Source organism: Actinomadura sp. 7K507 (genome assembly GCF_004348425.1).
GTDB lineage: Bacteria > Actinomycetota > Actinomycetes > Streptosporangiales > Streptosporangiaceae > Spirillospora.
Genome location: NZ_SMKK01000017.1, coordinates 29,352 through 52,127 on the forward strand (window position 1 = coordinate 29,352; position 22,776 = coordinate 52,127).

General features: G+C 71.1%; 25 protein-coding genes and 3 tRNA genes. 19 read left to right on the plus strand and 9 right to left on the minus strand.

All coding sequences use genetic code 11. The features are described from left to right. Nucleotides 1-83: 83 nt before the first annotated feature. From E1285_RS06320 to E1285_RS06345, 6 genes are read right to left on the minus strand one after another with little or no spacing between them, the layout of a single operon-like run. The gene (locus E1285_RS06320) at nucleotides 84-1,661 is read right to left on the minus strand and encodes a fused response regulator/phosphatase (protein ID WP_132149026.1); all 1,578 of its coding nucleotides are present in this window, start codon (nucleotides 1,659-1,661) and stop codon (nucleotides 84-86) included. Beyond that, nucleotides 1,658-3,031, minus strand: coding sequence for an ATP-binding protein (locus E1285_RS06325; RefSeq protein ID WP_132149028.1), 1,374 nt, complete (start codon nucleotides 3,029-3,031; stop codon nucleotides 1,658-1,660). Before E1285_RS06325 ends, E1285_RS06320 begins: the two co-directional genes overlap by 4 nt. Before the next feature lie 4 nt (nucleotides 3,032-3,035). Further along, the gene (locus E1285_RS06330; RefSeq protein ID WP_132149030.1) at nucleotides 3,036-4,097 is read right to left on the minus strand and encodes a SpoIIE family protein phosphatase; all 1,062 of its coding nucleotides are present in this window, start codon (nucleotides 4,095-4,097) and stop codon (nucleotides 3,036-3,038) included. After that, nucleotides 4,085-4,495 (minus strand): anti-sigma regulatory factor, encoded by a 411-nt coding sequence (locus tag E1285_RS06335; protein ID WP_132149032.1) that lies wholly within the window; start codon nucleotides 4,493-4,495, stop codon nucleotides 4,085-4,087. The genes E1285_RS06330 and E1285_RS06335 overlap by 13 nt, the downstream gene beginning before the upstream one ends. Beyond that, entirely contained in the window at nucleotides 4,492-4,854 is a 363-nt protein-coding gene (locus E1285_RS06340; RefSeq protein WP_132149034.1) for an STAS domain-containing protein, read from the minus strand. Before E1285_RS06340 ends, E1285_RS06335 begins: the two co-directional genes overlap by 4 nt. Further along, nucleotides 4,854-5,690 carry an STAS domain-containing protein gene (locus E1285_RS06345; RefSeq protein ID WP_207946438.1) on the minus strand — a complete coding sequence of 279 codons (837 nt, stop codon included), beginning with the start codon at nucleotides 5,688-5,690 and terminating at the stop codon, nucleotides 4,854-4,856. The genes E1285_RS06340 and E1285_RS06345 overlap by 1 nt, the downstream gene beginning before the upstream one ends. Nucleotides 5,691-5,833: 143 nt before the next feature. Here E1285_RS06345 and E1285_RS06350 point away from each other — a divergent pair, with 143 nt between their 5' ends. After that, complete coding sequence (locus E1285_RS06350; RefSeq protein WP_243722599.1) at nucleotides 5,834-6,559, plus strand: protein phosphatase 2C domain-containing protein; 726 nt, start codon at nucleotides 5,834-5,836, stop codon at nucleotides 6,557-6,559. On the opposite strand, the gene E1285_RS06355 is transcribed toward E1285_RS06350, so the two are convergent. Then, the gene (locus E1285_RS06355) at nucleotides 6,556-7,581 is read right to left on the minus strand and encodes a hypothetical protein (RefSeq protein ID WP_132149038.1); all 1,026 of its coding nucleotides are present in this window, start codon (nucleotides 7,579-7,581) and stop codon (nucleotides 6,556-6,558) included. The genes E1285_RS06350 and E1285_RS06355 overlap by 4 nt on opposite strands. 88 nt (nucleotides 7,582-7,669) lie before the next feature. Here E1285_RS06355 and E1285_RS06360 point away from each other — a divergent pair, with 88 nt between their 5' ends. The 9 genes from E1285_RS06360 (at nucleotide 7,670) to E1285_RS06400 (ending at nucleotide 13,477) form a co-directional block, all read left to right on the plus strand. Next, nucleotides 7,670-8,797, plus strand: a complete 1,128-nt coding sequence (locus E1285_RS06360) for an acyl-CoA dehydrogenase family protein (protein ID WP_132149040.1) — start codon at nucleotides 7,670-7,672, stop codon at nucleotides 8,795-8,797. A gap of 135 nt (nucleotides 8,798-8,932) precedes the next feature. Further along, nucleotides 8,933-9,005 (plus strand) — tRNA-Thr (locus tag E1285_RS06365). 263 nt (nucleotides 9,006-9,268) lie between these two features. Then, nucleotides 9,269-9,342, plus strand: a tRNA-Met gene (locus tag E1285_RS06370). A gap of 120 nt (nucleotides 9,343-9,462) precedes the next feature. After that, nucleotides 9,463-9,627, plus strand: a complete 165-nt coding sequence (gene rpmG / locus E1285_RS06375) for a 50S ribosomal protein L33 (RefSeq protein ID WP_131876068.1) — start codon at nucleotides 9,463-9,465, stop codon at nucleotides 9,625-9,627. Nucleotides 9,628-9,984: 357 nt separating this feature from the next. Continuing rightward, the gene (locus tag E1285_RS06380) at nucleotides 9,985-10,422 is read left to right on the plus strand and encodes a MaoC family dehydratase N-terminal domain-containing protein (RefSeq protein ID WP_132149042.1); all 438 of its coding nucleotides are present in this window, start codon (nucleotides 9,985-9,987) and stop codon (nucleotides 10,420-10,422) included. Next, nucleotides 10,422-10,847 carry a MaoC family dehydratase gene (locus E1285_RS06385; RefSeq protein WP_132149044.1) on the plus strand — a complete coding sequence of 142 codons (426 nt, stop codon included), beginning with the start codon at nucleotides 10,422-10,424 and terminating at the stop codon, nucleotides 10,845-10,847. Before E1285_RS06380 ends, E1285_RS06385 begins: the two co-directional genes overlap by 1 nt. Nucleotides 10,848-10,971: 124 nt before the next feature. Next, nucleotides 10,972-12,039 carry a UDP-N-acetylmuramate dehydrogenase gene (locus E1285_RS06390; RefSeq protein ID WP_132149046.1) on the plus strand — a complete coding sequence of 356 codons (1,068 nt, stop codon included), beginning with the start codon at nucleotides 10,972-10,974 and terminating at the stop codon, nucleotides 12,037-12,039. Between the two features lie 155 nt (nucleotides 12,040-12,194). Continuing rightward, nucleotides 12,195-12,878, plus strand: a complete 684-nt coding sequence (locus tag E1285_RS06395; RefSeq protein ID WP_207946440.1) for a GntR family transcriptional regulator — start codon at nucleotides 12,195-12,197, stop codon at nucleotides 12,876-12,878. 11 nt (nucleotides 12,879-12,889) lie between these two features. Continuing rightward, on the plus strand, nucleotides 12,890-13,477 hold the full coding sequence (locus E1285_RS06400) for a TetR/AcrR family transcriptional regulator (protein WP_207946441.1): 588 nt from the start codon (nucleotides 12,890-12,892) through the stop codon (nucleotides 13,475-13,477). 15 nt (nucleotides 13,478-13,492) lie between these two features. On the opposite strand, the gene E1285_RS06405 is transcribed toward E1285_RS06400, so the two are convergent. Then, nucleotides 13,493-14,545 (minus strand): adenosine deaminase, encoded by a 1,053-nt coding sequence (locus E1285_RS06405; RefSeq protein WP_279509706.1) that lies wholly within the window; start codon nucleotides 14,543-14,545, stop codon nucleotides 13,493-13,495. 281 nt (nucleotides 14,546-14,826) lie between these two features. On the opposite strand from E1285_RS06405, the gene E1285_RS06410 reads away from it, so the two are divergent. The 3 genes from E1285_RS06410 to E1285_RS06420 all read left to right on the plus strand — a co-directional run bounded on the left by E1285_RS06410 (nucleotide 14,827) and on the right by E1285_RS06420 (nucleotide 17,154). Next, nucleotides 14,827-15,771 carry a hypothetical protein gene (locus E1285_RS06410; RefSeq protein ID WP_132149050.1) on the plus strand — a complete coding sequence of 315 codons (945 nt, stop codon included), beginning with the start codon at nucleotides 14,827-14,829 and terminating at the stop codon, nucleotides 15,769-15,771. Between the two features lie 114 nt (nucleotides 15,772-15,885). Next, a complete protein-coding gene (locus tag E1285_RS06415; RefSeq protein WP_132149052.1) occupies nucleotides 15,886-16,395 on the plus strand; it encodes a SigE family RNA polymerase sigma factor in 510 nt (169 codons plus the stop codon). 3 nt (nucleotides 16,396-16,398) lie between these two features. After that, the gene (locus E1285_RS06420; protein ID WP_132149054.1) at nucleotides 16,399-17,154 is read left to right on the plus strand and encodes a hypothetical protein; all 756 of its coding nucleotides are present in this window, start codon (nucleotides 16,399-16,401) and stop codon (nucleotides 17,152-17,154) included. Nucleotides 17,155-17,331: 177 nt separating this feature from the next. On the opposite strand, the gene E1285_RS06425 is transcribed toward E1285_RS06420, so the two are convergent. Beyond that, the gene (locus tag E1285_RS06425; protein ID WP_132149056.1) at nucleotides 17,332-18,543 is read right to left on the minus strand and encodes a pyridoxal phosphate-dependent aminotransferase; all 1,212 of its coding nucleotides are present in this window, start codon (nucleotides 18,541-18,543) and stop codon (nucleotides 17,332-17,334) included. 249 nt (nucleotides 18,544-18,792) lie between these two features. Between E1285_RS06425 and E1285_RS06430 the strand changes: the two genes are divergently transcribed. The 6 genes from E1285_RS06430 (at nucleotide 18,793) to E1285_RS06455 (ending at nucleotide 22,733) form a co-directional block, all read left to right on the plus strand. Beyond that, nucleotides 18,793-18,865, plus strand: a tRNA-Trp gene (locus E1285_RS06430). A gap of 111 nt (nucleotides 18,866-18,976) precedes the next feature. Next, the gene (gene secE / locus E1285_RS06435; RefSeq protein ID WP_132149058.1) at nucleotides 18,977-19,237 is read left to right on the plus strand and encodes a preprotein translocase subunit SecE; all 261 of its coding nucleotides are present in this window, start codon (nucleotides 18,977-18,979) and stop codon (nucleotides 19,235-19,237) included. Between the two features lie 88 nt (nucleotides 19,238-19,325). Then, on the plus strand, nucleotides 19,326-20,213 hold the full coding sequence (gene nusG / locus E1285_RS06440) for a transcription termination/antitermination protein NusG (protein ID WP_207946442.1): 888 nt from the start codon (nucleotides 19,326-19,328) through the stop codon (nucleotides 20,211-20,213). A 222-nt stretch (nucleotides 20,214-20,435) separates the two neighbouring features. Next, nucleotides 20,436-20,867: a 50S ribosomal protein L11 gene (gene rplK, locus E1285_RS06445; RefSeq protein ID WP_132149060.1), complete on the plus strand. Its 432-nt coding sequence runs from the start codon at nucleotides 20,436-20,438 to the stop codon at nucleotides 20,865-20,867. A 60-nt stretch (nucleotides 20,868-20,927) separates the two neighbouring features. Next, nucleotides 20,928-21,644: a 50S ribosomal protein L1 gene (gene rplA / locus E1285_RS06450; protein WP_132149062.1), complete on the plus strand. Its 717-nt coding sequence runs from the start codon at nucleotides 20,928-20,930 to the stop codon at nucleotides 21,642-21,644. Between the two features lie 201 nt (nucleotides 21,645-21,845). Next, entirely contained in the window at nucleotides 21,846-22,733 is an 888-nt protein-coding gene (locus tag E1285_RS06455) for a hypothetical protein (protein ID WP_132149065.1), read from the plus strand. Nucleotides 22,734-22,776 lie beyond the last annotated feature (43 nt).

The window sequence follows — 22,776 nt, forward strand, 5'->3', positions numbered from 1 at the left end:
TCGTTGATGGTCGCGGCGGCGGCATGGTGTGCCGCTGAGGGGCGCCGTGTCGTCCCAGACGAACGTGGTCAGGGAGACTTCCGTCAATGGGAGCGGCGGAGGGCGATCAGGGCTACGTCGTCTTCCCGGTGGCCGAATTCGGCGATGAGGCGGTCGCTGTAGTGTTCCAGGTCGTCGTTGACGGGGACGGCGATGGTGCGGAGGCGTTCCAAGTTGTCCGACAGGGGGATGCCGCGGTCCTCGATCAGGCCGTCGGTGATCAGCACGACCGTGCCGCCGGGTGGGACCTCGGTCTGCTCGATCGCCACCCTGTCGATGGGGAAGCCGAGGAGGACGCCGCCGCCCGCGCCGTAGTGGGCCTCGCCGTCGTTGACGTACAGCGGGGCCAGGTGCCCGGCGTTGGCGATCTGGACGGAGCCGGTCCGGGGGTCCAGGGTCATCAGGCTCATCGTGGCCGTCTGGTCGTCGTGGTAGCGCAGCATGAGGCCGTTCAGGAGCCGCAGGATCGTGACGGCGTCGTGGCCTTCGGCGGCGTAGGCGCGCAATGCGTGCCGGATCTCCGCCATCACCGTGGCCGCGTACAGGGAGTGCCCCTGCACGTCGCCGATCGCGACCAGGACGTGGTCGCCGCGGTCGAGCACCTCGTAGAAGTCGCCGCCCACCTCGGCCTGCTCGCTGGCGGGCTCGTAGCGGACGGAGAACGTCCAGCCGGGGACGGACGGGTGCTGCGACGGGAGCAGGCTGCGCTGCAGGGTCAGCGAGATCAGGCGCTGTTCGGTGAAGGACCGCAGCGCGCCCATGGCCAGGGCGAGTGCCTGACCGAGCTGGCGCAGGACGATGAGGTCCACGTCGTCCGGCTCGCCGGCGGCCTCGATGCCGATGCAGACCGGGGTGTCGCCGCGTTTGGGGCGTGACATCACCACGGCGACGTCGCCTTGGGCGACCGCGTCGGGCAGCACGGACTTCCACTGTGCCGCCGTCACGAAGGCCACGTCCGTCCCGGCCTCGTCGCCGAGTTCCAGGAGGCCGGGCAGCCGGTCGAACACCCTGGCCGGGCTCGTGCGCTGGGCGGGGGTGCCGTCCAGGGTGACCGCCCGCCGGGGGCGCTCGTCCGGGGGCAGGACGAGCACGGAGGCGGGCTCGCCGAAGATCTCGAAGGCGCCGTGCGCCGTGACCATCGTGAGTTCCTCGAAGGTCTCGGCCGCGTTGATGGCGAGGGACGTGCGGGTGAACGCGGCCATCCGCTCGGCCATCAGCTCGGCCCGTACCCGCGCCCGGGAGTAGCGCAGGACCGACTCGACCGTCGCGAGGAACTCGTCCGGGTCGATCGGGTCGGTGAGGTAGGCGTCGGCGCCCTGCCGGAGCCCGTGCGTGCGGTCGGTGGACTTCACGGCCCAGGCCGAGATCTGGATGATGGGCACGGAGGAGGCCTCCGGGTCCGCCCTGAGCCGCGCGCTCACCTCGATGCCGCTCACGTCGGGCAGTTTGACGTCCAGGACGATCAGGTTCACGTCGTGTTCGGCGAGCCGCTGCCAGGCCTCGGCGGCGGTGGTGGCGTTCACGACGGTGTGACCGGCGCGCCGCAGCCAGCTGGCGATGATGTACCGCTTGGTGTCGTTGTCGTCGACGACCAGCGTGGTGATGTGCTCCCCGTCCGTCATCGGTCCTCCCGTGCCTGCGGTTCGCCGGCGTGCGGGGGTGGCCGCGACGGCAGCCGCAGCGTGGCCGTCGTTCCCTCGCCGACCGTGCTGTCCAGGGTGAGGTCGCCGCCGAGCAGCCGGGCGAGGTGCCTGGAGTAGGGGAGGCCGAGGCCCGTCCCCTCCGTTTTGTACCCGGGTACCTGGTAGAACTCCTCGAAGACCCGTTCCAGTTCGGCGGGCGGGATGCCTCTGCCGGTGTCGGCCACGGCGAACTCCACGTGCTCCGGCGTGGACCGGACGGTCAGCCGCACCTCGCCCTCGTCCGTGAACTTCAGCCCGTTTCCGAGCAGGTTGCGCAGCAGCCGCGTCAGCATCACCTCGTCGGTGACCAGGACGGGCGGAGCGCCGTCGGTGTCCACGGTGAGGGTCGGGCCGGTCCGTTCCGCCGTCGGCGCCATGAGCGCGGACAACTGGTCCGCCAGGGCGCGGGGGTCCACCGGGGACGGGTGCGGCTCCAGGTGGCCCTGTTCGGCCTTGGCCATGTCCAGCAGTTCGTTCACCAGCGCGAGCAGGGTCTGGCCGGTGTCGTCGATCAGTGAGATCTGCCGCCGTTGCTCGTCGTGGAGAGGGTCCGCGGCCGGATCGAGCAGCAGCCGGGCGAGGCCGATGATCGAGTTGACGGGGGTGCGCAGCTCGTGGCTGATGGAGGCCCAGAACCGGTTCTTGGACTCCCCGGCCTCGCGCAGCTGGTCGGTCTTCTCGTCCAGTTCCGCGTACAGCGCCACCACCCCCTGGTTGGTCTTCTCCAGCTCTTCGGAGAGCTCCGTGTAGAGCGCCACCACGCCGTGGTCGGTCTCCTCCAGCTCGGAGTTGGGGTGCCGGACCTCCTCGCGTTTGCGCCGGGCTTCTTCCAGGGCTTCGATCAGCTCGGCGTTCTGCGTGCGCAGTTCCTCCAGAGCCGAGACGGGGTACAGCCCGCGCAGCATGGTGCGCAGGTCCTCCAGCTCGGTGCCGGTGATGCGGGCGCCGCCTGCCGGGAGGTTCTTGCGGACCCGGACGAGGTGGCGGTCTCCGGTGTCGTCCTCCTCGACGTGGTCGACCAGCCGGGTGGCGGCCAGAATGCCGTCCCGGGGGATGTCCACCCCGGGACGTTCCTTGCAGTCGAACTCGATGACCAGGGCGGGGGCTCCGTCCCAGTCCAGCGTGAAGGCGGCTGTGGCCCCACCGGAATGGCTGAACAGTTCCCGGCCGACCTCGCTGAGCGCGGTGGCGACCCTGACCTGGTCGTGGTCGGTGAAGTGGAGCGCGGCGGCGGCGTGCCGGCCGGCCTGCCGGACGGCGAAGACGCCCGTCGCTTCACTGATCTCGATGCTCACCAGGTCGTCGCGCACGCCGTCACCCCTTTCCGGGCGTGGTCACCGCGAGCACGCAACGGTCATCGTGCCGGACCCCGGCGTCGCGCAACAGGACCGCCGCGAACAGCAGGGGGTCGGCGCCGGTGGGCGCCGGGAGGCGGGCGGGGTCCCAGCGGTCGGTGAGGCCGTCGGAGTGCAGCACCACGGCCGCCCCCGGCGGCAGGTCGTAGACCTGTTCGCGCAGGTGCGCGCCCGTGCCGGCGATGCCGGGAACCGAGATCATTCCGGTCCGGCCGGCCGGGTGGACGATCCAGCCGGCGATGTTCCCGAGCCCGGCGTAGCGCACCCGTCCGGCGTCCGGGTCGATCGCCGCGACGGCGACCGTGCCGCCCCTGGTGGGGCGCAGCCGCCGGTGGATCCGTTCCAGGATCTCGGCGGGACGCGCCGGGAGCGGGGTGTCCCGCATCGCGCGGACGGCCTCCTGGGCCGCATGCGCCGCCATGGGGCCGTGCCCGAGGCCATCGCAGAGCATCGCGTACACCGTGCCGTCCGCGGCGGTCGCCGCGTAGGCGTCGCCGCATTCCCGCTCGCCGTCGATGGGCCGGGTCAGTCCGGCGAACGGCGGGCCGGACACGGGCGCGGCCGTCCCGGAGGCCTCGTCCGGCTGCCGGAAACGGGCGAACAGCGTGGTCCCGGCCCGGGGGAGCGAATGCAGCCCGCTCTGGTCGGCGAGCCGCTCGATGGCGCCGAGCCCGAGGCCCAGCGTGCCGCTGGTCGAGTACCCGCCCAGACGGGAGCGTGACACGTCGGCGATGCCGGGACCGTGGTCGAGGCAGACGATCTCCAGGGCCGCGGTGCGGCCGCGGCGGACGATCCGCACCAGCAGCTCGCCCTTCTCGGCGTGCTTGACGAGGTTGGTGGCGGACTCGCTGGCCACGAGCTGGACCTGGCCGAGCCGTTCCCCGGCGAAGCCGAGCCGCTCGGCGAGCACGGTGATCTCGCGCCGCGCCCCGGCGGCGGCGCTGGCGTCCTCGGCCCGCAACCACCTCGACTCGTCCGCGGCCGGGCTGGCCGTCCAGCCGGTGGCGGTCAGCGGATCCACTGGACCACCACCACTCTGGTGCCCTTGCCCGGGCTGCTCTCCAGTTCGAACTCGTCGGCCAGGCGGCGGGCACCGGACAGGCCGAGGCCGAGGCCGTCGCCGGTGGTCCATCCGTCGGCCATGGCCTGTGCGGTGTCGGCGATGCCGGGCCCGTCGTCGGTGAAGGTGACGCGGAGGCAGGCCTGGCCGCGGGCGCCCACGGTCCGCTCGATGCGGGCCGAGCCGCCCCCGCCGTACACCAGGGTGTTGCGGGCCAGCTCGCTGGCCGCCGTGATGATCTTGGTCTGGTTGACGAGCGACAGGCCGGCCTCGGACGCGGCGGCCCGCACGAGCTGCCGCACGCGGACCACGTCCTCGTTGGAGGCGATGGGGACCTCGGCGGCGGACGGGGTGGTCACCGGTCGTCCAGCGATGCCTCTAGCAGCCGCATCCCCTGCTCCAGGTCCAGGGCGGTGCGGACGCCGTCCAGCGACAGGCCGAGTTCCACCAGGGTGATCGCGACGGCGGGACGCATCCCGACGACCACGGTCGCGGCGTCCATCAGCCGCGACATCGCGGCGATGGTGGAGAACGTCCGGCCGATGAAGGAGTCGACGATGTCGACGGCGGAGATGTCGATGATCACCCCGTGGGCCCCGGTGCGGACGATCTCCTCCGCCAGTTCCTCCTGGAGCCTGAGAACGGACTGATCCTCCAGGTCGATCTGGATCGACACCAGCAGGAACCGCCCGAGCTTGAGGATCGGCACGCGTTCCATCAGGCGTCCGTCCTGGCGACGATCCGCAGGTCGAGGCCCCGCAGCGCGTGCGCCAGCGCGTCGGCCAGGGACGCCTTGGTGACGATGTCGCCGAACTCGATGCCGAGCGCCGCGATCGTGTGCGCGATCTGCGGCCGGATGCCCGAGATGACGCATTCGGCGCCCATCAGCCGTGCCGCCCTCGCCGTCTTCAGCAGGTGCTGCGCGACCTGGGTGTCGACCGCCGCGACGCCGGTGATGTCGATCACGGCGAACCGCGAGCCCGTGTCGGCGAGCATCTGCAGCATCGTCTCCATCACGACCTGGGTGCGTGCCGAGTCCAGGGTGCCGACCAGCGGCACCCCGAGGACGCCGTCCCACATCTTCACCACCGGCGTGGACAGCTCCAGCAGTTGCGCGGCCTGGTCGGTGATGACCTGCTCGCGGGTGGCGACGTACGTTTCGAACGTCGTGAGCCCGAGGTCGTCGATGTAGCTGGAGAACTCGGTGAACCCGGCATACGCTCCGCCTCCGCCGGAGGCTTCGACCTGCTCGTGGACGGCCCGTTTGAGCGTGAACACGCAGATCGCGGTCTCGCTGGGGCTGAAGCCCTGGCGGGCGCGGTTGCGGGAGATCTCCGCGAGAGCCGCCCGCAGTTCGCCGGCGGCGTCGCCGTCGCCCGCGCCGAGGGCCCGCTCGACCAGGCCGTACAGCTCGGTCAGCTCCGTTCGCATCTCGCGTTCGGTGATGCGGCCGTGTATCCCCTCCGTCGCCAGCTCCACCCAGCGGTCGAGCACGGCGTCGCGCCGCGAGCGCAGCAGGCCCGGGATGTGCCTCTCGCCCGTGTCATCGCTCATCGTCAGTGCTCCCAACTATGCCGTGTTCGCCTGGCTTCCTTCCCACGGCCTCGCGCTCGATGTGGACCGGGGGTGAGTTTTGGTCTACCGGTCACCGGCGGGGCGGTTCAGGGGGTAGACCTCCATCTGTGCAGGTGAGTTATGTGAGTGAGGCGACTCCGGGGCGGGAGAACGAGGACTTCGTCGCGGCGGGACCCGGCTGGGTCGTGCTGCTGGACGGGGCGACGGCGCCGGCGGGGGTGGACAGCGGGTGCCGGCACGATCCGGCGTGGCTGGTGCGCAGGCTCGGCGGCCGGATCGCGGCGCTGCTCGCGCTGGAGGACGGCCAGCCGCTCCCCGACCTGGTGGCGGAGGCGATCAAGGTGACGGGGGAGGCGCACACGGGTACGTGCGATCTGGAGAACCCGGACAGCCCGTCGGCGACGGTGTCGCTGCTGCGCCGGTGCGGCGGCGCGGTGGAGTGGTTCGTCCTGGCCGATTCCCCGATCGTGATGGACGTCGGCGAGGTGCGGGTCTTCCGGGACGATCGTGTCGATCATCTGCCCAGCTACACGCTGGAGGGTGTCCGGAGGTCGCGCAACAGTCCGGGCGGCTTCTGGGTCGCGAGCACGAGACCGGAGGCCGCCTATGAAGGGCTGACCGGTGAGGTCCCGGTCGAAAGCCTGAGGCGGGCGGCGGTGCTGAGCGACGGCGCGTCCAGGCTCGTGGAGCGGTTCGGGCGGATGGGATGGGACGACCTCCTGCGCCTCCTTGACGAGCACGGGCCGCGGGAACTCGTGAGGCGCACCAGGGAGGCCGAGGAGACGACCGAGACCGGGCCGCGGGGAAAACGGCACGACGACGCGACCGCGGTCTTCGTGCGCTTCTAACGCGTCGCGGGTTTGACGTGCGTCCACCAGGTGCCGAGGTCCTCCGGCTGGTGCTCCGCGTCGACGCGGAGCGTGGCCGGCATCATCGGGAAGCGCCGCCCGGCCGGGAACGACCGGTTGTAGGACGGCGGGTCGATCACGACGACGCGGGTACCGTTGACGACGGGGATGTCGGCCGGCACCCCTTCGTTCCAGATCCATTCGCCGTGGGCGTCGACGAGGTTCCACGGGCTGGACACGGTCGGCGGCTCGGGCGGGGCGTCGGCGTTCAGGAACGTCGCGAGGACCTCCGGTGCGGGGCGGTCGCCGGACGGCCCGCCGGGGCGCCCGATGAGGGCCCCGCCGAGCAGCATGTGGAGCTGGAAGTTGTCGCCGATGCCGCCGATCGTGACCGTCCAGCCCCTGCGGCTCGCCCGGTCGAGGACGAGCAGGCGCTCGCCGTCCAGGACGCGCAGCAGCGCCTGGTAGTGGTCCATCTGGCCGTGGTACTCGGCGGCCCGCCCGGCGGCCCGGATGTGGAGGTCGCGGTCGTCCGTCGAGGCCCGCACGTCCGGTGCGGTCTGCAGGAGCGTGCAGCCCGCCAGCGCGTACTGCGGCAGCGCGAACCACGCCAGCATGACGACCACCGCGTCGCCTTCGAGGGCGGGCACGAGGGTGTCGACGATCTGCTGGGACGGCCGGCCCTCCATGTCGGGCGGCGGCTGGCCGGTCGCCTCCTCCCAGGCGTTCGCGAACGCGAGCGCGGCGGCGGTGACCTCGGTGATCCGCCTGACGAGCGCGGGGCCTACCGGCGCCGGGTCGGCGCCGTTCTCGATCCAGGCGCCGCAGATGACGGCGAGCCAGCCGCCGAGGTTCGGCGGCGCCTCCGCGATGCCCTCGGCGAGCCGGGGGAGCGCGGCCGTCAGTTCGGCGGGCGAGGCGGACCGCGTCGCCTCCATGAGCGGCTGCAGGAGGTCGCCGAAGGAGCGGTCTTCGGCGAGCGCGGCGCGGACGGCATCATCGACGCGTTGCTGGAACGGCATGTCGATCACCCTGGCACAGGCGGGCGGCGCACCGCGGAACTCTCCGGAAGCCCGCCCCAATCCTGGAATCTGATTCTAGAATGATTCCATGGAGTCTCAGGATTTCGCCGACGTGCTCAAGGCCGTCCGCAGCTTCGTCCGCGACCAGGTGGTCCCCAGCGAGGAGGAGATCGAGGAGACCGACGCGATCCCGGAGCGGCTGCGGCGCACGTCCCGGGAGATGGGCCTGTTCGGATACGCACTGCCCGAGCAGTACGGCGGCCTGGGGCTCTCGCTCAGCGAGGAGGTGCGGCTGGTCTTCGAGATCGGCTACGCCAGCCCGGCCTTCCGGTCCATGTTCGGTACCAGCAACGGCATCGCCGGGCAGGTCCTCGTCAACGCGGGGACCGGCGAGCAGAAGGACGCCTGGCTGCCGAAGCTCGCGTCCGGCGAGGTCATCGGGGCCTTCGCGCTCACCGAGGCCGAGGCGGGCTCCGACCCGAGCACCCTCACCACGTCCGCGGTCCGCGACGGCGGCGACTACGTGATCAACGGCTCGAAGCGGTTCATCACCAACGCCCCCGAGGCCGACGTCTTCATGGTCTTCGCCAGGACGGGCGGCGAAGGCGCCCGCGGGATCTCCACGTTCCTCGTCGAGAAGGGCGCCGGCGGCCTGGAGGTCGGCCCGTCCGACCAGAAGATGGGCCAGCGCGGAGCCCACACCGCCGAGGTCTTCTTCGACGGCGTGCGCGTCCCCGCCGGCAACCTGATCGGGACGGAGGGAACCGGCTTCCGCACCGCCATGGCATCCCTCGCCCACGGACGGGTCAGCATCTCCGCCGTCTGCGTGGGTCTCGCCCAGAGGATCCTGGACGAGACCGTCGCCTACGCGAAGGAACGCAACCAGGGCGGCAACGTGATCGGCGAATACCAGCTCGTCCAAGGGCTCATCGCCGACTCGCAGGCGGAGCTGTACGCGGGACGCTCGATGGTCATCGAAGCGGCGCGGGCCTACGACGCGGGCGAGGACACCAAGATCGGACCTTCGTCCGCCAAGTACTTCTGCTCCGAGATGGTCGGACGCGTCGCCGACCGCGCCGTGCAGGTCTACGGCGGCATGGGCTACATGCGCGGCGTCGCCGTCGAGCGCCTCTACCGCGACGTCAGGCTGTTCCGCATCTACGAGGGGACGAGCCAGATCCAGCAGCTCGTCATCGCCCGCAACCTGTTGCGCTGACCAGCGAAGACGCCGTCCGCCCGGCCGGGGTCGCGGCATGCCGGGCGGACGCCTCCCGGGGCCCGCGGCGGGGCGGTTAACGAGTTCGCAAGTGGCCCCGACTCCGTGTATGGTTTCACTGCGCGAACGACGCAGGCCCCTTTAGCTCAGTCGGCAGAGCGTCTCCATGGTAAGGAGAAGGTCTACGGTTCGATTCCGTAAAGGGGCTCATCAGCGCAGAGGCCGTCCCGGTACCGGGGCGGCCTTCGGCGTTTCCGGCGGCGCATCGGCTGATTCGCTCCATACATGGCGCTGTGGTAGCGTCCCACCGGTTCCAGTAGGACGTTTCGCAGGTCGTCGGCGCACCCGTTAACCTGGGGAGCGGTCCGGGAACCCTCGAAGCCGATTCCCCGATCGCGATCCGGGTTTTCGTGTTTCCGGGGTTCGGTGAGCATCCGGTATCCTTACATTCCGGTCCACACCGACCATCACGGCGGGGTAGCTCAGTCAGGCAGAGCAAGCGGCTCATAATCGCTGTGTCGCCGGTTCAAGTCCGGCCCTCGCTACTACCCATGTCTCTCAGCTCCGTCCCGGGGGTGAGCAGGCTTGGGTCGAACCACCGGCCACCCTCCCCGGGCGGCCGAGGTTCGCAGTCCCATGTCACCAGCTCAGAAAGGCACTCCATCGTGGCTGCCACCGACGTCCGGCCGAAGATCACGCTGGCCTGCCAGGAGTGCAAGCACCGCAACTACATCACCCGGAAGAACCGGCGCAACGACCCGGACCGCCTGGAGATGAAGAAGTACTGCCCCAACTGCCGCACGCACCGTCTCCACCGCGAACACCGCTGACAACAGCGGCTTCCGGACGGAAGACGAACTGCCCGCTGCGCTCCCGCGGGGTCGGCACGCACGCACCGCTTGCACCCTGGACACCGCTGATCCGGCCGCGTCCGAACCGAGCGTCCGAATCGAGCGCCCGGCAGGACCCAGCCGTCCGCCGTGGAAGAACCGGCAGTTGAGCGCGCCGACGCGGCCCGCGAAACGGCTGCTTCGGCGCACGCTTGCCCCAACGTGATCAGCCCGTCCTCGCCGGTGAGACCCGCGAGGGCGGGCTGAACGTCGTTCTGTTACCGTCCGTTCGAAACGGCACCGACGTGTGCCCGGGCGGGCACCGAGGCCCTGTTGGACCTGGAGGGACGGGATTGCATGGCACTCAACCGTGATTTCATCGGGCGGAGCTTCCCGCCCAGCGAGCCGTACGAGGTCAGCCGAGTGAAGATCCGGGAGTTCGCCGACGCGATCGGCGACCGCAACCCGGTCTACCGGGATCAGGAGGCGGCGAAGGCGGCCGGGCACCCCGACGTCATCGCGCCGCCGACCTTCCCGATCGTCGTCTCGCTCGGCAACGCGGGCCTCGCCGACCCCGACCTCGGGCTGAACTACGCGATGGTCGTGCACGGTGAGCAGCGGTTCGAGTACGCGCGCCCGGTCCGCGCCGGCGACGTCGTGACCTGCACCTCGACGATCACCGAGATCAAGTCGATCGGCAGCAACGAGAAGATGGTCGTCGAGACCGACGTCAAGACCGTCGAGGGCGAGCTGATCTGCAAGACCTTCAACACGATCGTGGAGCGGGGGGCCTGATGACCGCCAAGGTGAACTACGCCGACGTCGAGGTCGGCACGGAGATCCCCGCGCAGACGTACGCGGTCGACCGCGCGAACCTCGTCATGTACGCGGGCGCGTCCGGGGACTTCAACCCCATCCACTGGCGCGAGTCCGTCGCGAAGGCCGTGGGCCTGCCGGACGTCATCGCGCACGGCATGTACACGATGGCGCAGGGCGGCCGGTTCGTGACCGACTGGGCGGGCGACCCGGGTGCCGTGGTGGACTACGGGGTACGGTTCTCCTCGCCGGTCGTCGTGCCCGACGAGGGCGGCGCGACGCTGGAGATCAGCGGCCAGGTGGAGGAGAAGCTCGACGGCAACAAGGTCGTCGTCGCGCTCACCGCCAAGTCGAACGACCAGAAGGTCCTCACGCGCGCGAAGGCGGTCGTCAAGCTCGCCTGAACCGCACCGGGGCGACGCACCGGCCGGGACGAACCGGCCGGTGCGGGCGGGCGGCGGAAGGCGGGCGGAGCGGAAGACGGGCGCCGCAGTGGGTGGCCGGGCACGTACGGGAGGGGAACACGACGTGGCGGTGTTCGCTGAAGAGGTGAAACTGGCCGGATTCACCACGCTGCGGCTCGGCGGCCCCGCCCGGCGCTTCGTCGAGGCGACGACCGAGGCGGAACTGGTCACCGAGATCCGCAAGGCCGACGAGCGGGGCGAGCCCGTCCTCGTGCTCGGCGGCGGCAGCAACCTGGTCGTCTCCGACGACGGGTTCCCCGGCACGGTCGTCCACGTCGGCACCCGGGGCACCGAACGCGTCGCGTCGTCCGGCGGCACCGTCCACGTCCGGGTCCAGGCCGGCGAGGACTGGGACCCGTTCGTCGCCCGCTGCGTCGCCGAGGGCCTCGCCGGCGTCGAGTGCCTTTCGGGCATCCCCGGACGGGTCGGCGCGACGCCGATCCAGAACGTCGGCGCCTACGGCCAGGACGTCAGCGAGACGATCGTCGAGGTCCGTGCCTACGACCGGCACGCCCGCACCGTCGTCACGCTCGACCGCGACGCCTGCCGCTTCACCTACCGGCACAGCGTGTTCAAGGGCGACGACCGGTACGTCGTCCTGGACGTGACGTACGCGCTGCACGAGGCCGAGGAGTCGCAGCCGGTCGCCTACGCCGAGCTGGCGAACAAGCTCGGCGTCCACCCGGGGGACAGGGTGACGCTGAAGGAGGCGCGCGACGCCGTCCTCGAACTGAGGCGCGGCAAGGGCATGGTCCTGGACGCCGCCGACCCCGACACCCGCAGCGCCGGATCCTTCTTCACCAACCCGGTCCTGGAGCCCGGCCAGCTCACCGAGCTGGAGCGCCGCGTCGCCGACCGGCTCGGCCCGGACGCGGCCTTCCCGCGCTACCCGGAGATCGGCGACCGGGTGAAGACGTCCGCCGCCTGGCTGATCGACCGTGCCGGTTTCACCAAGGGCCACACCGTCGGCCCGGTGCGCATCTCCACCAAGCACACCCTGGCGCTCACCAACCCGGGCGGCGCCAGCACCGCCGATCTGCTGGCACTGGCCCGCGAGGTCCGCGGAGGCGTCCGCGACGCGTTCGGCGTCGAGCTGGTCAACGAGCCCGTCCTGGTGGGCGTGACCCTCTGACTCCCCTTCCGCGACGGCGGGCGGGCTGAAACGGGCATCGAGCGGGAACCATGAAGTCAGGGCCCTCGACGACCGCGGCCCGGGGCCGCGGAAGGGCCCGGACGGGAGTACGACAAGTGGCCCTACCCGCACCCGCCCCCCGGCGGACACCCGGCATGCGACTCCAGCTGAGCGACGAGGCCGCCGCCCGCATCCGCGAGCTGATCATGGACGGGCGCGTCCGTCCCGGCGACTACCTGCGGCTCGAACGGCTGGCGATGGACTTCGGTATCAGCGTCACCCCCGTCCGGGAGGCGCTGAAATCGCTGCGCAGCGAGGGGTTCGTCGTCCTGGAGCCGAGACGCGGGTTCGTCGTCGCGCCGCTGTCGAAACGCGACGTACAGGACCTCTTCTGGGTGCAGGCGGGCATCGCCGCCGAACTGGCCACGCGGGCCACCCCGCGGATCGGCCCCGAGACCCTCCGGGCCCTGGACGCGCTCCAGCACGATTTGGAACGTGCCGATGCCGCCCGCAGGCCCGACCTGATGGAGGAGCACAACCACCACTTCCACCGGGAGATCAATCTCGCGGCCGACTCGGCGAAGCTGGCCTGGTCGCTCGGCACCGCCGCACGGTACGTCCCGCGCGGGCTGTACGGGAGGCTCCCAGACTGGCCCCGCCTCGCCGTCCGCGATCACGAGCGCATCCTGACCGCCCTGCGCGACGGGGACGCGCCGGCCGCGGGCGCGCAGATGCGGGACCACATCGTCCGGGCCGGTGAACTTCTGGTCGCCCATCTCGAACGCCGCGGACTGTGGACCTCTGAACATGTTGCAGGGCGAGCTCCGCTCACCGACTAACTTGGGGTCGCATGAGCCCGAGGATGAGTGCCGGGGCGCGCCGCGAGCTGGCGGTCGAGGCCGCGATGGCCGAGTTCGCCCACGGCGGCTACGACGGCACGTCCACGTGGACCATCGCGCGGCGCGTCGGCGTCTCCCAGCCCTACATGTTCCGGCTCTTCCCGACCAAGCACGCCCTGTTCCTCGCCGCCGCCGAACGCTGCTTCGACGGCATCGAGGACGTCCTGCGCGCCGCCGCCGCCGGCCTGCACGGCGAGGACGCGATGGCCGCGATGGCGGAGGCGTACGGACGGCTGCCGCTGGACGAGCCCGATCTTCTGCGGATGCAGCTCAAGGTGCACGCGATCGCCGTCCGGGACGAGGAGGTCGGCAGGCTCGGCCGTATCCGCTGGGCGCGGCTGTGGCGGGTGGTGAGCGAGCTGTCCGGCGAGGAGCCCGGCGAGATCGCCGGCTTCCTGTCGGCGGGCCTGCTGCTGAACGTCGTCACCGCGTTCGGCGTCCCCCACGCCACCGGGGACGACCTTCCCCGCTCGATCGCGGACTGGGCGGAGGGTCTCCGCGGCGTCGAAACGCTCAGCGACCACCCCGACCCGCTGTAAGGAGAGGGGCGGGCGTCAGCGCGCCAGCCAGGCGTCGATCCCCGCCATCAGCCGAGCCCGCACGTCGTCCGGCGCCGCCGATGCCCGGATCGACTGCCGCGCCAGCTCGGCCAGCTCCGCGTCGGCGAAGCCGTGCTCGGTCCGGGCGAGTTCGTACTGGACGGCCAGCCGCGAACCGAACAGCAGCGGGTCGTCCGCGCCCAGCGCGATGGACGCGCCCGCCTCGTACAGGCGCCGTACGGGGACGTCCGCCGCCGTCGCCGCCACCCCGAGCCCCACGTTCGACGCCGGGCAGACCTCCAGCGTCACGCCCCGGTCGATGATCTGCGCCAGCAGCCGCGGGTCCTCCACGGCGCGCACCCCGTGCCCGATCCGGTCGGCGTCCAGCGTCTCCAGGCACTCCCGGACGCTCGCCGGGCCGAGCAGCTCACCGCCGTGCGGGTTCGACAGCAGCCCGCCGCGCTTGGCGATCCGGAACGCCCCCTCGAAGTCGTAGGCCCGGCCTCGCCGCTCGTCGTTGGACAGCCCGAACCCGACGACGCCGTCGCCGGTGTACCGGACGGCGAGCCGCGCGAGGGTCTTGGCGTCCAGCGGGTGCCGCGTCCGGTTCGCCGCGATCACCACGCCGATGCCGATGCCGGCCGACCTCGCCGCCTCCTTCGCCGCGTCCAGGATCAGCTCGACCGTCGGGGTCAGGCCGCCGAACGTGGACGCGTACCCGCTCGGGTCGACCTGGATCTCCAGCCAGCCCGAGCCTTCCGCCGCCTCGTCCTCGGCGGTCTCGCGCAGCAGGCGGCGCAGGTCGTCCGGTGTCTGCAGCACCGAGCGGGCGATGTCGTAGAGCCGCTGGAACCGGAACCATCCCCGCTCGTCGGTCGCGTGCAGCTTGGGCGGCCAGTCCTCGACGAGGGCGTCCGGCAGGTGCACGCCGCGCTCGCCGGCGAGTTCGACGAGCGTGGAATGCCGCATCGACCCGGTGAAGTGCAGATGCAGGTGGGCCTTGGGGAGCAGGGCCACGTCCGAGCGGGCGGGGCCGCGCGCGGGGGCGGGCCTCCGATGGTCCGGCACCGAAGGATCTTGCGTGGAACGTTCCTGGGCCGGACGAGCTGAAACGGTACGGGCCTCCATGAGCCAATGCTGCCGGATCATCGTCCTCGTCGTACCCCCATGCGGCCAGGATCACCACACCGGACTACCTCCTATGACACGCCACGGCCATCCCCACCCATGGGCATCCGAAAAAACTTTGGAATCGCGTGCAACCCCATCCCGCCACCGTGCGTATACGAGGGGCGCCAGAGAGAGAACAGGCACCCCCGCAGAAGGAACGACGGGCGAAGGGATACATCATGATGACGCTGAAGGCCGCCGTGATCGCGGCGTCCGCCATCGGCACTGTCGCCGTGGGCGGCGGAGCGACGTGGGCGATGACCGGCACCCATCAGGAGGCGGGCCTCCAGTCCCACGGAGCCAAGGCCCCCGCGGCGGAGCGCAAGGTCCAGGACGCCGTGCCCAAGGCCGACCCGACCTGCCTTCCGGCCAGGCCCGACCTGCCGAAGGCCAAGGTCCCGGAGACCGGCGCGAAGAAGCAGCTCGAGAAGCAGAAGCAGCAGGTCGAGAAGCAGCTGGAGCAGAACAGGGCCACGAGGGACCTGCCCGGCGCCGACGTCCCGCCCAAGGACCTGCCCAAGCCCGGCCTGCCCGGGACGGGCCTGCCGGACACGGGCCTGCCCGACACCGGCCTGCCCGACACCGGGGTCCCCGGCGTGAAGGCGCCGGACGCCAGGTCGAAGCTCCCGGCCGACCTGCCGACCTGCGCGCCCTCCACCGAGGACCTGCCGAAGGGCCGCCCGGTGGACAGGCCGGACGCCCGCGTCCCCGCCAAGCCCGGCCTGCCCGCCGTCCCCAAGCTCGACTGCAGCAAGCTGGCACCCGCGGTGAAGGTCGGCGGCCCGGTCGAGAAGACCGTCATGCTGGCCAAGGGCCTGCGCCACGTCTCGACCGTCCCCGGCTCCGCCGACCTGCGCAAGAAGAACATCTGCGCCGTCACGCAGAAGTGGGTCGCCAAGGCCGGGACGGTCGGCGGCAACGCCCGGTGGATCACCGTCGAAACGCTGAAGACGCCCGCAGGCATGACGCAGAATCAGCTCCGGCAGGCGATGAGGCTCCCCGAAGGCGGCAACGGCGTCCTGCTGTTCGACCCGAACGGCACCTCGATGCTCGTCAACGGCAGCCCCGCCCTGACCGGCGGTGCCCTGAAGGACGTCGCGACCGCCCTGCGCCAGGGCCGGTAGGGGCGGGGCCCGGCAAGCGGGCCCGACAAGAGACGGGTGGGCGGCTCGGCGCGGAGCCGCCCACCCTCCCCGACAAAGACGAGCCGGATTTGCTCTAGCCCGGGATGGAGCACAGTGGGGCGTCGAGACGACGAGTCGTTCGTGGAGTTCGTGGCGGCACGCGGCGATGCCCTGCTGCGCACCGCGGCGCTGATGTGCGGGGCCCGGCAGGACGCCGAGGACATCCTGCAGACCGCACTGGAGAAGGCCTACCGGCACTGGGGACGGCTGGAGGCCGGAAGCGACCCGGAGCCCTACGTCCGCCGGATCCTGGTCAACCTCGTGATCAGCCGGTCCCGGCGATGGAAGGTGCTGCGGGAGATCCAGATGGCGCGGCTCCCAGAGACACCCGCGGTCTCTTCGGACAACGCCGTCGAGCTGAGGGGGACGCTCATGGACGAACTGCGCAAGCTCGGCCCGCGGCAGCGGGCGGTACTGGTCCTGCGCTTCTGGGAGGACCTTTCGGAGGCGGAGACGGCGCAGGCGCTCGGCTGTTCGGTCGGAACGGTCAAGAGCCAGGCGTCCCGGGGGCTCGCCAGGCTCCGGGAGCGCCTCGACAAGAACCTGGCGCCACTGGGGAGATGAGCGATGGATCTGGAGAGTGAACTGCGCAGGGCGATGGCCGAGCGGGCGGCCGAGGCGACCGCGTCGCCGTCGCTGGCCGCGGACGTCAAACGCCGCCACCGGCGCAGGAAGGCCCGGATCCACGCCGCCGCCGGAGTCGCCGCGGCCGCGGTCGCCGCGCTCGCCCTCGTGCCCACCTATCAGTCGTTCCGGGCCACACCTGCCGGAAACCCCGAGACCGCCGGCCCCGCGGACGGCGGCTCGACGCTCCGGAAGCCGGAACGGCCTCCCGCCCCGGGCGCCTCCGCGTCCCCGTCAGCCAAGGAGGAGCCCGGGGCGGGAACCTCACGGAAGCCGGAGACCCACCCGTCGCCGGGAGGGTCCGGGGGCGAGCCGCGCAAGCCCGGCACGGGCGGGGCCCTGGACGGCCTGCCGCGCTGGATCGCCTACGTCCCGGACGGTCTCACCGCCACCGGGCCGTGCACCGTGAAGGGCGACGCGAAGCGCAGGACGACGACGTGCAAGTGGCGCGGCGGCACCGGGTGGCTTGAGATCGGCATGGTGAAGGGGAGCGGGCTCACCGGCCCGCAGGACCTGATGAAGACACCCGGACTCCCCGGCCGCACGTCCGTGCGGGGGATGCCGGCGCTCATCGGCGACCGTCCCGGCTCGGGACGCCAGATCTCCTGGCTGGCCAGGCCCGGCGTCGGGGTGACCGTGTCGGGCGGCGGCTCGGTCAAGGGGCGCCTCATGCGCATAGCCGAGGGCGTCCGCCCATGATCCCCGCGCCGGCCGGACGATGACCCGTTCCGGTCGGGTGTCCTGCGGCGGAGAGGGGCCGCGGCGGGACACCCGGCCGGGACCTCCTGGGAACGGGGGCGGAGGCGGCCGCCCGTTCCGCGAAAGGACCGGCCCCGGGCACGTGCCCGGGGCCGGTCCTTTCGCGGCAGGGGAGTGTCAGCTCGCCTCGGCGAGCAGCTTCGCCACGCGCGAGACGCCCTCGACGAGGTCGTCGTCGCCCAGCGCGTACGAGAGCCGGAAGTAGCCCGGTGTGCCGAACGCCTCGCCCGGCACGAGCGCGACCTCCGCCTCCTCCAGGATCAGCGACGCCAGCTCCACCGACGTCTCCGGGCGCTTGCCGCGGATCTCCTTGCCCAGCAGCGCCTTCACCGACGGGTAGGCGTAGAACGCGCCCTCCGGCTCGGGGCAGACCACGCCCTGGATCTCGTTCAGCATCCGCACGATCGTCTTGCGGCGCCGGTCGAACGACGCGCGCATCTCCGCCACCGCCGACAGGTCGCCGGTCACCGCCGCGAGCGCCGCCGCCTGCGACACGTTCGCCACGTTGGACGTCGCGTGCGACTGCAGGTTGGCCGCGGCCTTCACCACGTCCGCCGGGCCGACCATCCAGCCCACCCGCCAGCCCGTCATGGCGTACGTCTTGGCGACGCCGTTCAGGACGAGCGTCCGGTCGGCGAGCTCCGGGACGACGACCGGCATCGAGTGGAACTCGGCGTCGCCGTACACGAGGTGCTCGTAGATCTCGTCCGTGACGACCCACAGCCCGTGCCCGTCGGCCCAGCGCCCGATCGCCTCGATCTCGGCGCGGGAGTACACGGCGCCGGTCGGGTTGGACGGCGACACGAACAGCAGCACCTTCGTCCGGTCCGTGCGGGCCGCCTCGAGCTGCTCGACGCTCACCTTGTAGCCGGTGGTCTCGTCGGCGACCACGTCCACGGGCACCCCGCCCGCCAGCTTGATCGACTCGGGGTAGGTCGTCCAGTACGGCGTCGGCACGAGCACCTCGTCGCCCGGGTCGAGCAGCGCGGCGAACGCCTCGTACACCGCCTGCTTGCCGCCGTTGGTCACCAGGACCTGGGACGCCTCGACCTTGTGGCCGGAGTCGCGCTCGGTCTTCTCGGCGATGGCGGTGCGCAGCTCGGGCAGCCCGCCCGCCGGCGTGTACTTGTGGAACCGCGGAACCCTGCACGCGGTCACCGCCGCCTCGACGATGTAGTCGGGCGTGGGGAAGTCGGGCTCGCCCGCGCCGAACCCGATGACCGGGCGGCCCGCCGCCTTCAGCGCCTTGGCCTTGGCGTCGACGGCCAGCGTGGCGGATTCGGATATCGCGGCGATGCGCTTGGAGATGCGAGGACGGTCAATGCTCATGTCCCCATCGTTACAGATGGCCTCCCACCACCCGAGCCATATATCCAGGCCTCGGCGGAGCTCGTCGGTTGGATGGCGCTGCGGCCATCCGGTTCGACGCGGGGGGCTCCGAGACGTAGACTCCACTTCCTAGTGGCGTGTCACCGGTATACGAGCCTGTCCGCACGCGGACGTCACCAGAGGCCGTAAGCTGGGGTCCGGCACCATCCCGGTCCCATGGCCGGGGGTTCTCCGTGACCCGGAGAATGAAGGGCAGTGGCTCAATTGGCAGAGCACCGGTCTCCAAAACCGGCGGTTGGGGGTTCGAGTCCCTCCTGCCCTGCGAGGTGCGGTGCGCGCACCCGTCACGGCGGTGCGGCCGCACCCCGCGGCACGGGACCGTGCGGCAACCACATGGTGGTTGGATCACGACCTATGAGGTGAACGGCGGCAAATGGCGACTGAGACCGACGAGCGCGACGAGCCTGAGGCCAAGGGCGAAGGCAAGCGCAAGAAGGAGAAGTCCCCGAAGCGGACGACTCCGCCACTCTTCGTGCGCCAGATCATCGCTGAGCTGCGCAAGGTCATCTGGCCCACGCGGCGGGAGCTCATCACCTACACCGTCGCCGCTCTCATCTTCGTGCTGATCATGGTCGGGATCGTGTCCGGCGTCGACTACGGGCTGCAGCAGGGCGTCTACGCCATCTTCGGCTGACGTCGCGGCCGCGGTATCGCGGCGCCCGGACGAGCCACCGCCGTACCATCGCAAGCTCTATCACCGCTGACCGAGAGAAAGAGACACCGTGTCCGAGTCCTCACAGCCATACGACGAGGCCGTTGAAGAGGCCCAGTCCGCTGCGGCTGCTGCGGCAGATCAGGCGGCCGAGCCCGCCGACGAGGCGGCCGAGGCGGCCGTCATCGCCGGTGAGGGCGAGCCTGCGGACACCAAGCTCGAGGGCGAGGGCCCCGAGCCGGACCCCGCCGCGGACGCCGGCGATCTCGCCGAGGCCGTCGAAGCCGAGGCCGTCGAAGCCGAGGAAGGCGAAGGGGAGCCGGGGGAAGAAGGGGAGCCGGAGGAAGAGGCGCCCGCCGGACCGCCGGTCGACCCGTACGCCGAGTTCAAGATGCAGCTCCGGCTCCAGCCGGGCGACTGGTACGTCGTGCACTCCTACGCGGGCTACGAGAACCGGGTCAAGACCAACATCGAGACCCGGACGCAGACCCTCAACATGGAGGACTACATCTTCCAGATCGAGGTCCCGCAGCACGAGGTGACCGAGATCAAGCAGGGCAAGCGGCAGAAGGTCAACGAGAAGGTCCTGCCGGGCTACATCCTGGTCCGCATGGAGCTGACCGACGAGTCGTGGGCCGCGGTCCGCAACACGCCGGGCGTGACCGGGTTCGTCGGCCTGCTGAACAAGCCGTCCCCGCTGAGCCTGGACGAGGTCGCCAACCTGCTGGCCCCCGAGCCCGAGGAGGGCGCGGTCAAGGCCAAGGAGCAGGCCAAGGTGCAGGCCACCGTGGACTACGAGGTCGGCGAGTCGGTCACCGTCATGGACGGCCCGTTCGCCACCCTCCCCGCCACCGTGAACGAGATCAACGCCGAACAGCAGAAGCTCAAGGTCCTGGTCTCGATCTTCGGCCGCGAAACGCCGGTCGAGCTGTCTTTCAACCAGGTCTCCAAGATCTGACCGACCCACCTCGACCAGGCCGTATCCTGGACGGGTTGTCTCCCCGCGCACGCGGGGATGACCCCAAGATCGCTGCGTTCGTGAACGTCCAGCGTCATTGCACTCCGCGCATGCGGGGCCTGGGGTCAACAAGGGTCCCAACACGGCGGTTACGTTCCGCCCGCCGCGTTGCCCGGTATCCGGGAGTCGGGACCACAGCAAACGGAACACTGAGGGAGAGGCATGCCTCCCAAGAAGAAGAAGATCGCCGCACTGGTGAAGGTCCAGTTGCAGGCTGGGGCCGCGACGCCGGCGCCGCCGGTCGGTACCGCGCTCGGTCCGCACGGCGTCAACATCATGGACTTCTGCAAGCAGTACAACGCTGCGACGGAGGCCCAGCGCGGCAACGTCATCCCCGTAGAGATCACCATCTACGAGGACCGGTCGTTCAGCTTCGTCACCAAGACCCCGCCGGCCGCGCAGCTCATCCTGAAGGCCGCGGGCGTCGAGAAGGGCAGCGGCGAGCCGCACAAGACCAAGGTCGGCTCGGTCACCGCCGACCAGGTCCGCGAGATCGCCACGACCAAGATGCCCGACCTCAACGCCAAGAACCTGGAGGCCGCCCAGAAGATCGTCGCCGGCACCGCGCGGTCCATGGGCATCGAGGTCAAGTAGGCAAACCCCGGTGGAAGGGCCTGCGCGGCCCGTACCACGAGTTCCAGTGGAGGAACGAGAATGCAGCGCAGCAAGAGCTACCGCTCCGCGTCGGAGAAGATCGACCGGGACCGGCTGTACAGCCCGGCCGAGGCCGTGAAGCTCGCCAAGGACACCACGGTCGTCAAGTTCGACCCGACCGTGGAGGTCGCCCTGCGGCTGGGCGTCGACCCCCGCAAGGCCGACCAGATGGTGCGCGGCACGGTCAACCTGCCGCACGGCACCGGTAAGACCGCCCGCGTGCTGGTCTTCGCCGTCGGCGACAAGGCGAAGGAGGCCGAGGCGGCGGGCGCCGACCTGGTCGGCTCCGACGACATGATCCAGCGGATCCAGGGCGGTTTCCTGGAGTTCGACGCGGTCGTGGCGACGCCGGACCAGATGGGCAAGGTCGGGCGGCTGGGCCGGGTGCTCGGACCGCGCGGCCTGATGCCGAACCCGAAGACCGGCACGGTCACGATGGACGTGGCCAAGGCCGTGTCCGACATCAAGGGCGGCAAGATCGAGTTCCGGGTCGACCGGCACGCGAACCTGCACTTCATCATCGGCAAGGCGTCCTTCGACCCGCTCCAGCTGGTGGAGAACTACGCCGCGGCGGTCGATGAGATCCAGCGGCTCAAGCCGTCCGCCGCGAAGGGCCGCTACGTCAAGAAGGCGTCGATGACGACCTCGATGGGCCCGAGCATCCCGGTGGACCCGAACGCGGTCCGCAACCTCACCGCGGACCTCGAAGGCGCCTGACCGCGCGATCGTCTCACCGAGTTCGTCTCACCGAGTTCGTCTCACCGAGCAGGGCGTCCCCGACACACCGGGGGCGCCCTGCTCGTTTCCGGTGCCCTTAGCACCGAACGCCGTGGATACATAGATCGGCGTCCGGTACCGGACAAATTGGTAACCAGATTGCTTTGTTACCGATGGGGAATCTGGTGTTGAATCTTCCTCGTGAAGCGTCGAACCGATCGGGCCATCGCCATCTCCGTAGTCACCGCCGTCGCCGTCGTGCCCACGGCGGTCCTGATGGTGGTCAAGGTCGGCGGCGGTTCGACCGAGGACGGCTCGGTTCCGGCGTCCGCGGCCATGGCCCAGCAGGACCCGGCCAACCCGAACGGCACGGCGACCGGCATCGTCACCCCGGGCGCCTCCGCGGCGCCGGGTACGGGCAACGGTTCCGGTGGCCCCGGGGGAGCGGGCGACGGCTCCGGCGCCCCGGGGACCCCGTCGGGAAGCGGACTGGAGGGCCTGCCCACGGCGCCGCCCCAACCAGGCCCGAGCCTGCACGCCTTCACCCGCAAGACGGACGTGAAGGTGACGCTCGGATCGGGCGACGACTACCGGCACGCCACCGAGACCGCGACGTTCACGCTGTGGCCGAAGTTCGCGCTGAACGCGACCGGCGTCACGCGCACCATGCAGGACGGCGAACTCAGCAAGGTCACCGAGAAGGTGATCGTGAGCGGCAGCTCGGTCAAGGGCTTCGACGGCGAGAAGTGGACCCAGTCCAAGCTCTCGGCGAAGCAGCTCGCCACGCTGCAGAACGGCTCCGACCCCCGCCAGTTCACCTTCTTGATCGGGACGCTCCCGGGTGTGACCGCGAGCGAGCCGGACGGGAGCGGCAAGACCCGGTTCACCGCGCAGGCCGGGATGGGCAACGTGTATCCGCTGCTGCCGCAGGACGTGGCCGCCGCGATCCGCGAGTGGATACCCGCGGAAGCCGCCTGCGGGCTCGACCTGTGGGCCGACAGCAAGGCCCGCCCCACCTGGATCGGCCTGGACGCCCAGTCCGGAGGCGCCACCCTCAAGGGCGCAATGACCTTCGGCTCCTACCGCTGACCCCGCAGCCCTTCCAGAATCGGCTCGACGGCGGTGCCGACCG

Excerpts from the sequence above, each read along its gene's own strand:
- E1285_RS06400 (WP_207946441.1), top strand. The coding sequence starts at position 12,890 with ATGAGCCCGAGGATGAGTGCCGGGGCGCGCCGCGAGCTGGCGGTCGAG.
- E1285_RS06320 (WP_132149026.1), bottom strand. The coding sequence starts at position 1,661 with ATGACGGACGGGGAGCACATCACCACGCTGGTCGTCGACGACAACGAC.
- rplK (WP_132149060.1), top strand. The coding sequence starts at position 20,436 with ATGCCTCCCAAGAAGAAGAAGATCGCCGCACTGGTGAAGGTCCAGTTG.
- secE (WP_132149058.1), top strand. The coding sequence starts at position 18,977 with ATGGCGACTGAGACCGACGAGCGCGACGAGCCTGAGGCCAAGGGCGAA.
- E1285_RS06410 (WP_132149050.1), top strand. The coding sequence starts at position 14,827 with ATGATGACGCTGAAGGCCGCCGTGATCGCGGCGTCCGCCATCGGCACT.
- E1285_RS06395 (WP_207946440.1), top strand. The coding sequence starts at position 12,195 with ATGCGACTCCAGCTGAGCGACGAGGCCGCCGCCCGCATCCGCGAGCTG.
- rplA (WP_132149062.1), top strand. The coding sequence starts at position 20,928 with ATGCAGCGCAGCAAGAGCTACCGCTCCGCGTCGGAGAAGATCGACCGG.
- E1285_RS06355 (WP_132149038.1), bottom strand. The coding sequence starts at position 7,581 with ATGCCGTTCCAGCAACGCGTCGATGATGCCGTCCGCGCCGCGCTCGCC.
- E1285_RS06385 (WP_132149044.1), top strand. The coding sequence starts at position 10,422 with ATGACCGCCAAGGTGAACTACGCCGACGTCGAGGTCGGCACGGAGATC.
- E1285_RS06380 (WP_132149042.1), top strand. The coding sequence starts at position 9,985 with ATGGCACTCAACCGTGATTTCATCGGGCGGAGCTTCCCGCCCAGCGAG.
- E1285_RS06425 (WP_132149056.1), bottom strand. The coding sequence starts at position 18,543 with ATGAGCATTGACCGTCCTCGCATCTCCAAGCGCATCGCCGCGATATCC.
- E1285_RS06340 (WP_132149034.1), bottom strand. The coding sequence starts at position 4,854 with ATGGAACGCGTGCCGATCCTCAAGCTCGGGCGGTTCCTGCTGGTGTCG.
- E1285_RS06360 (WP_132149040.1), top strand. The coding sequence starts at position 7,670 with ATGGAGTCTCAGGATTTCGCCGACGTGCTCAAGGCCGTCCGCAGCTTC.
- E1285_RS06345 (WP_207946438.1), bottom strand. The coding sequence starts at position 5,690 with ATGAGCGATGACACGGGCGAGAGGCACATCCCGGGCCTGCTGCGCTCG.
- E1285_RS06420 (WP_132149054.1), top strand. The coding sequence starts at position 16,399 with ATGGATCTGGAGAGTGAACTGCGCAGGGCGATGGCCGAGCGGGCGGCC.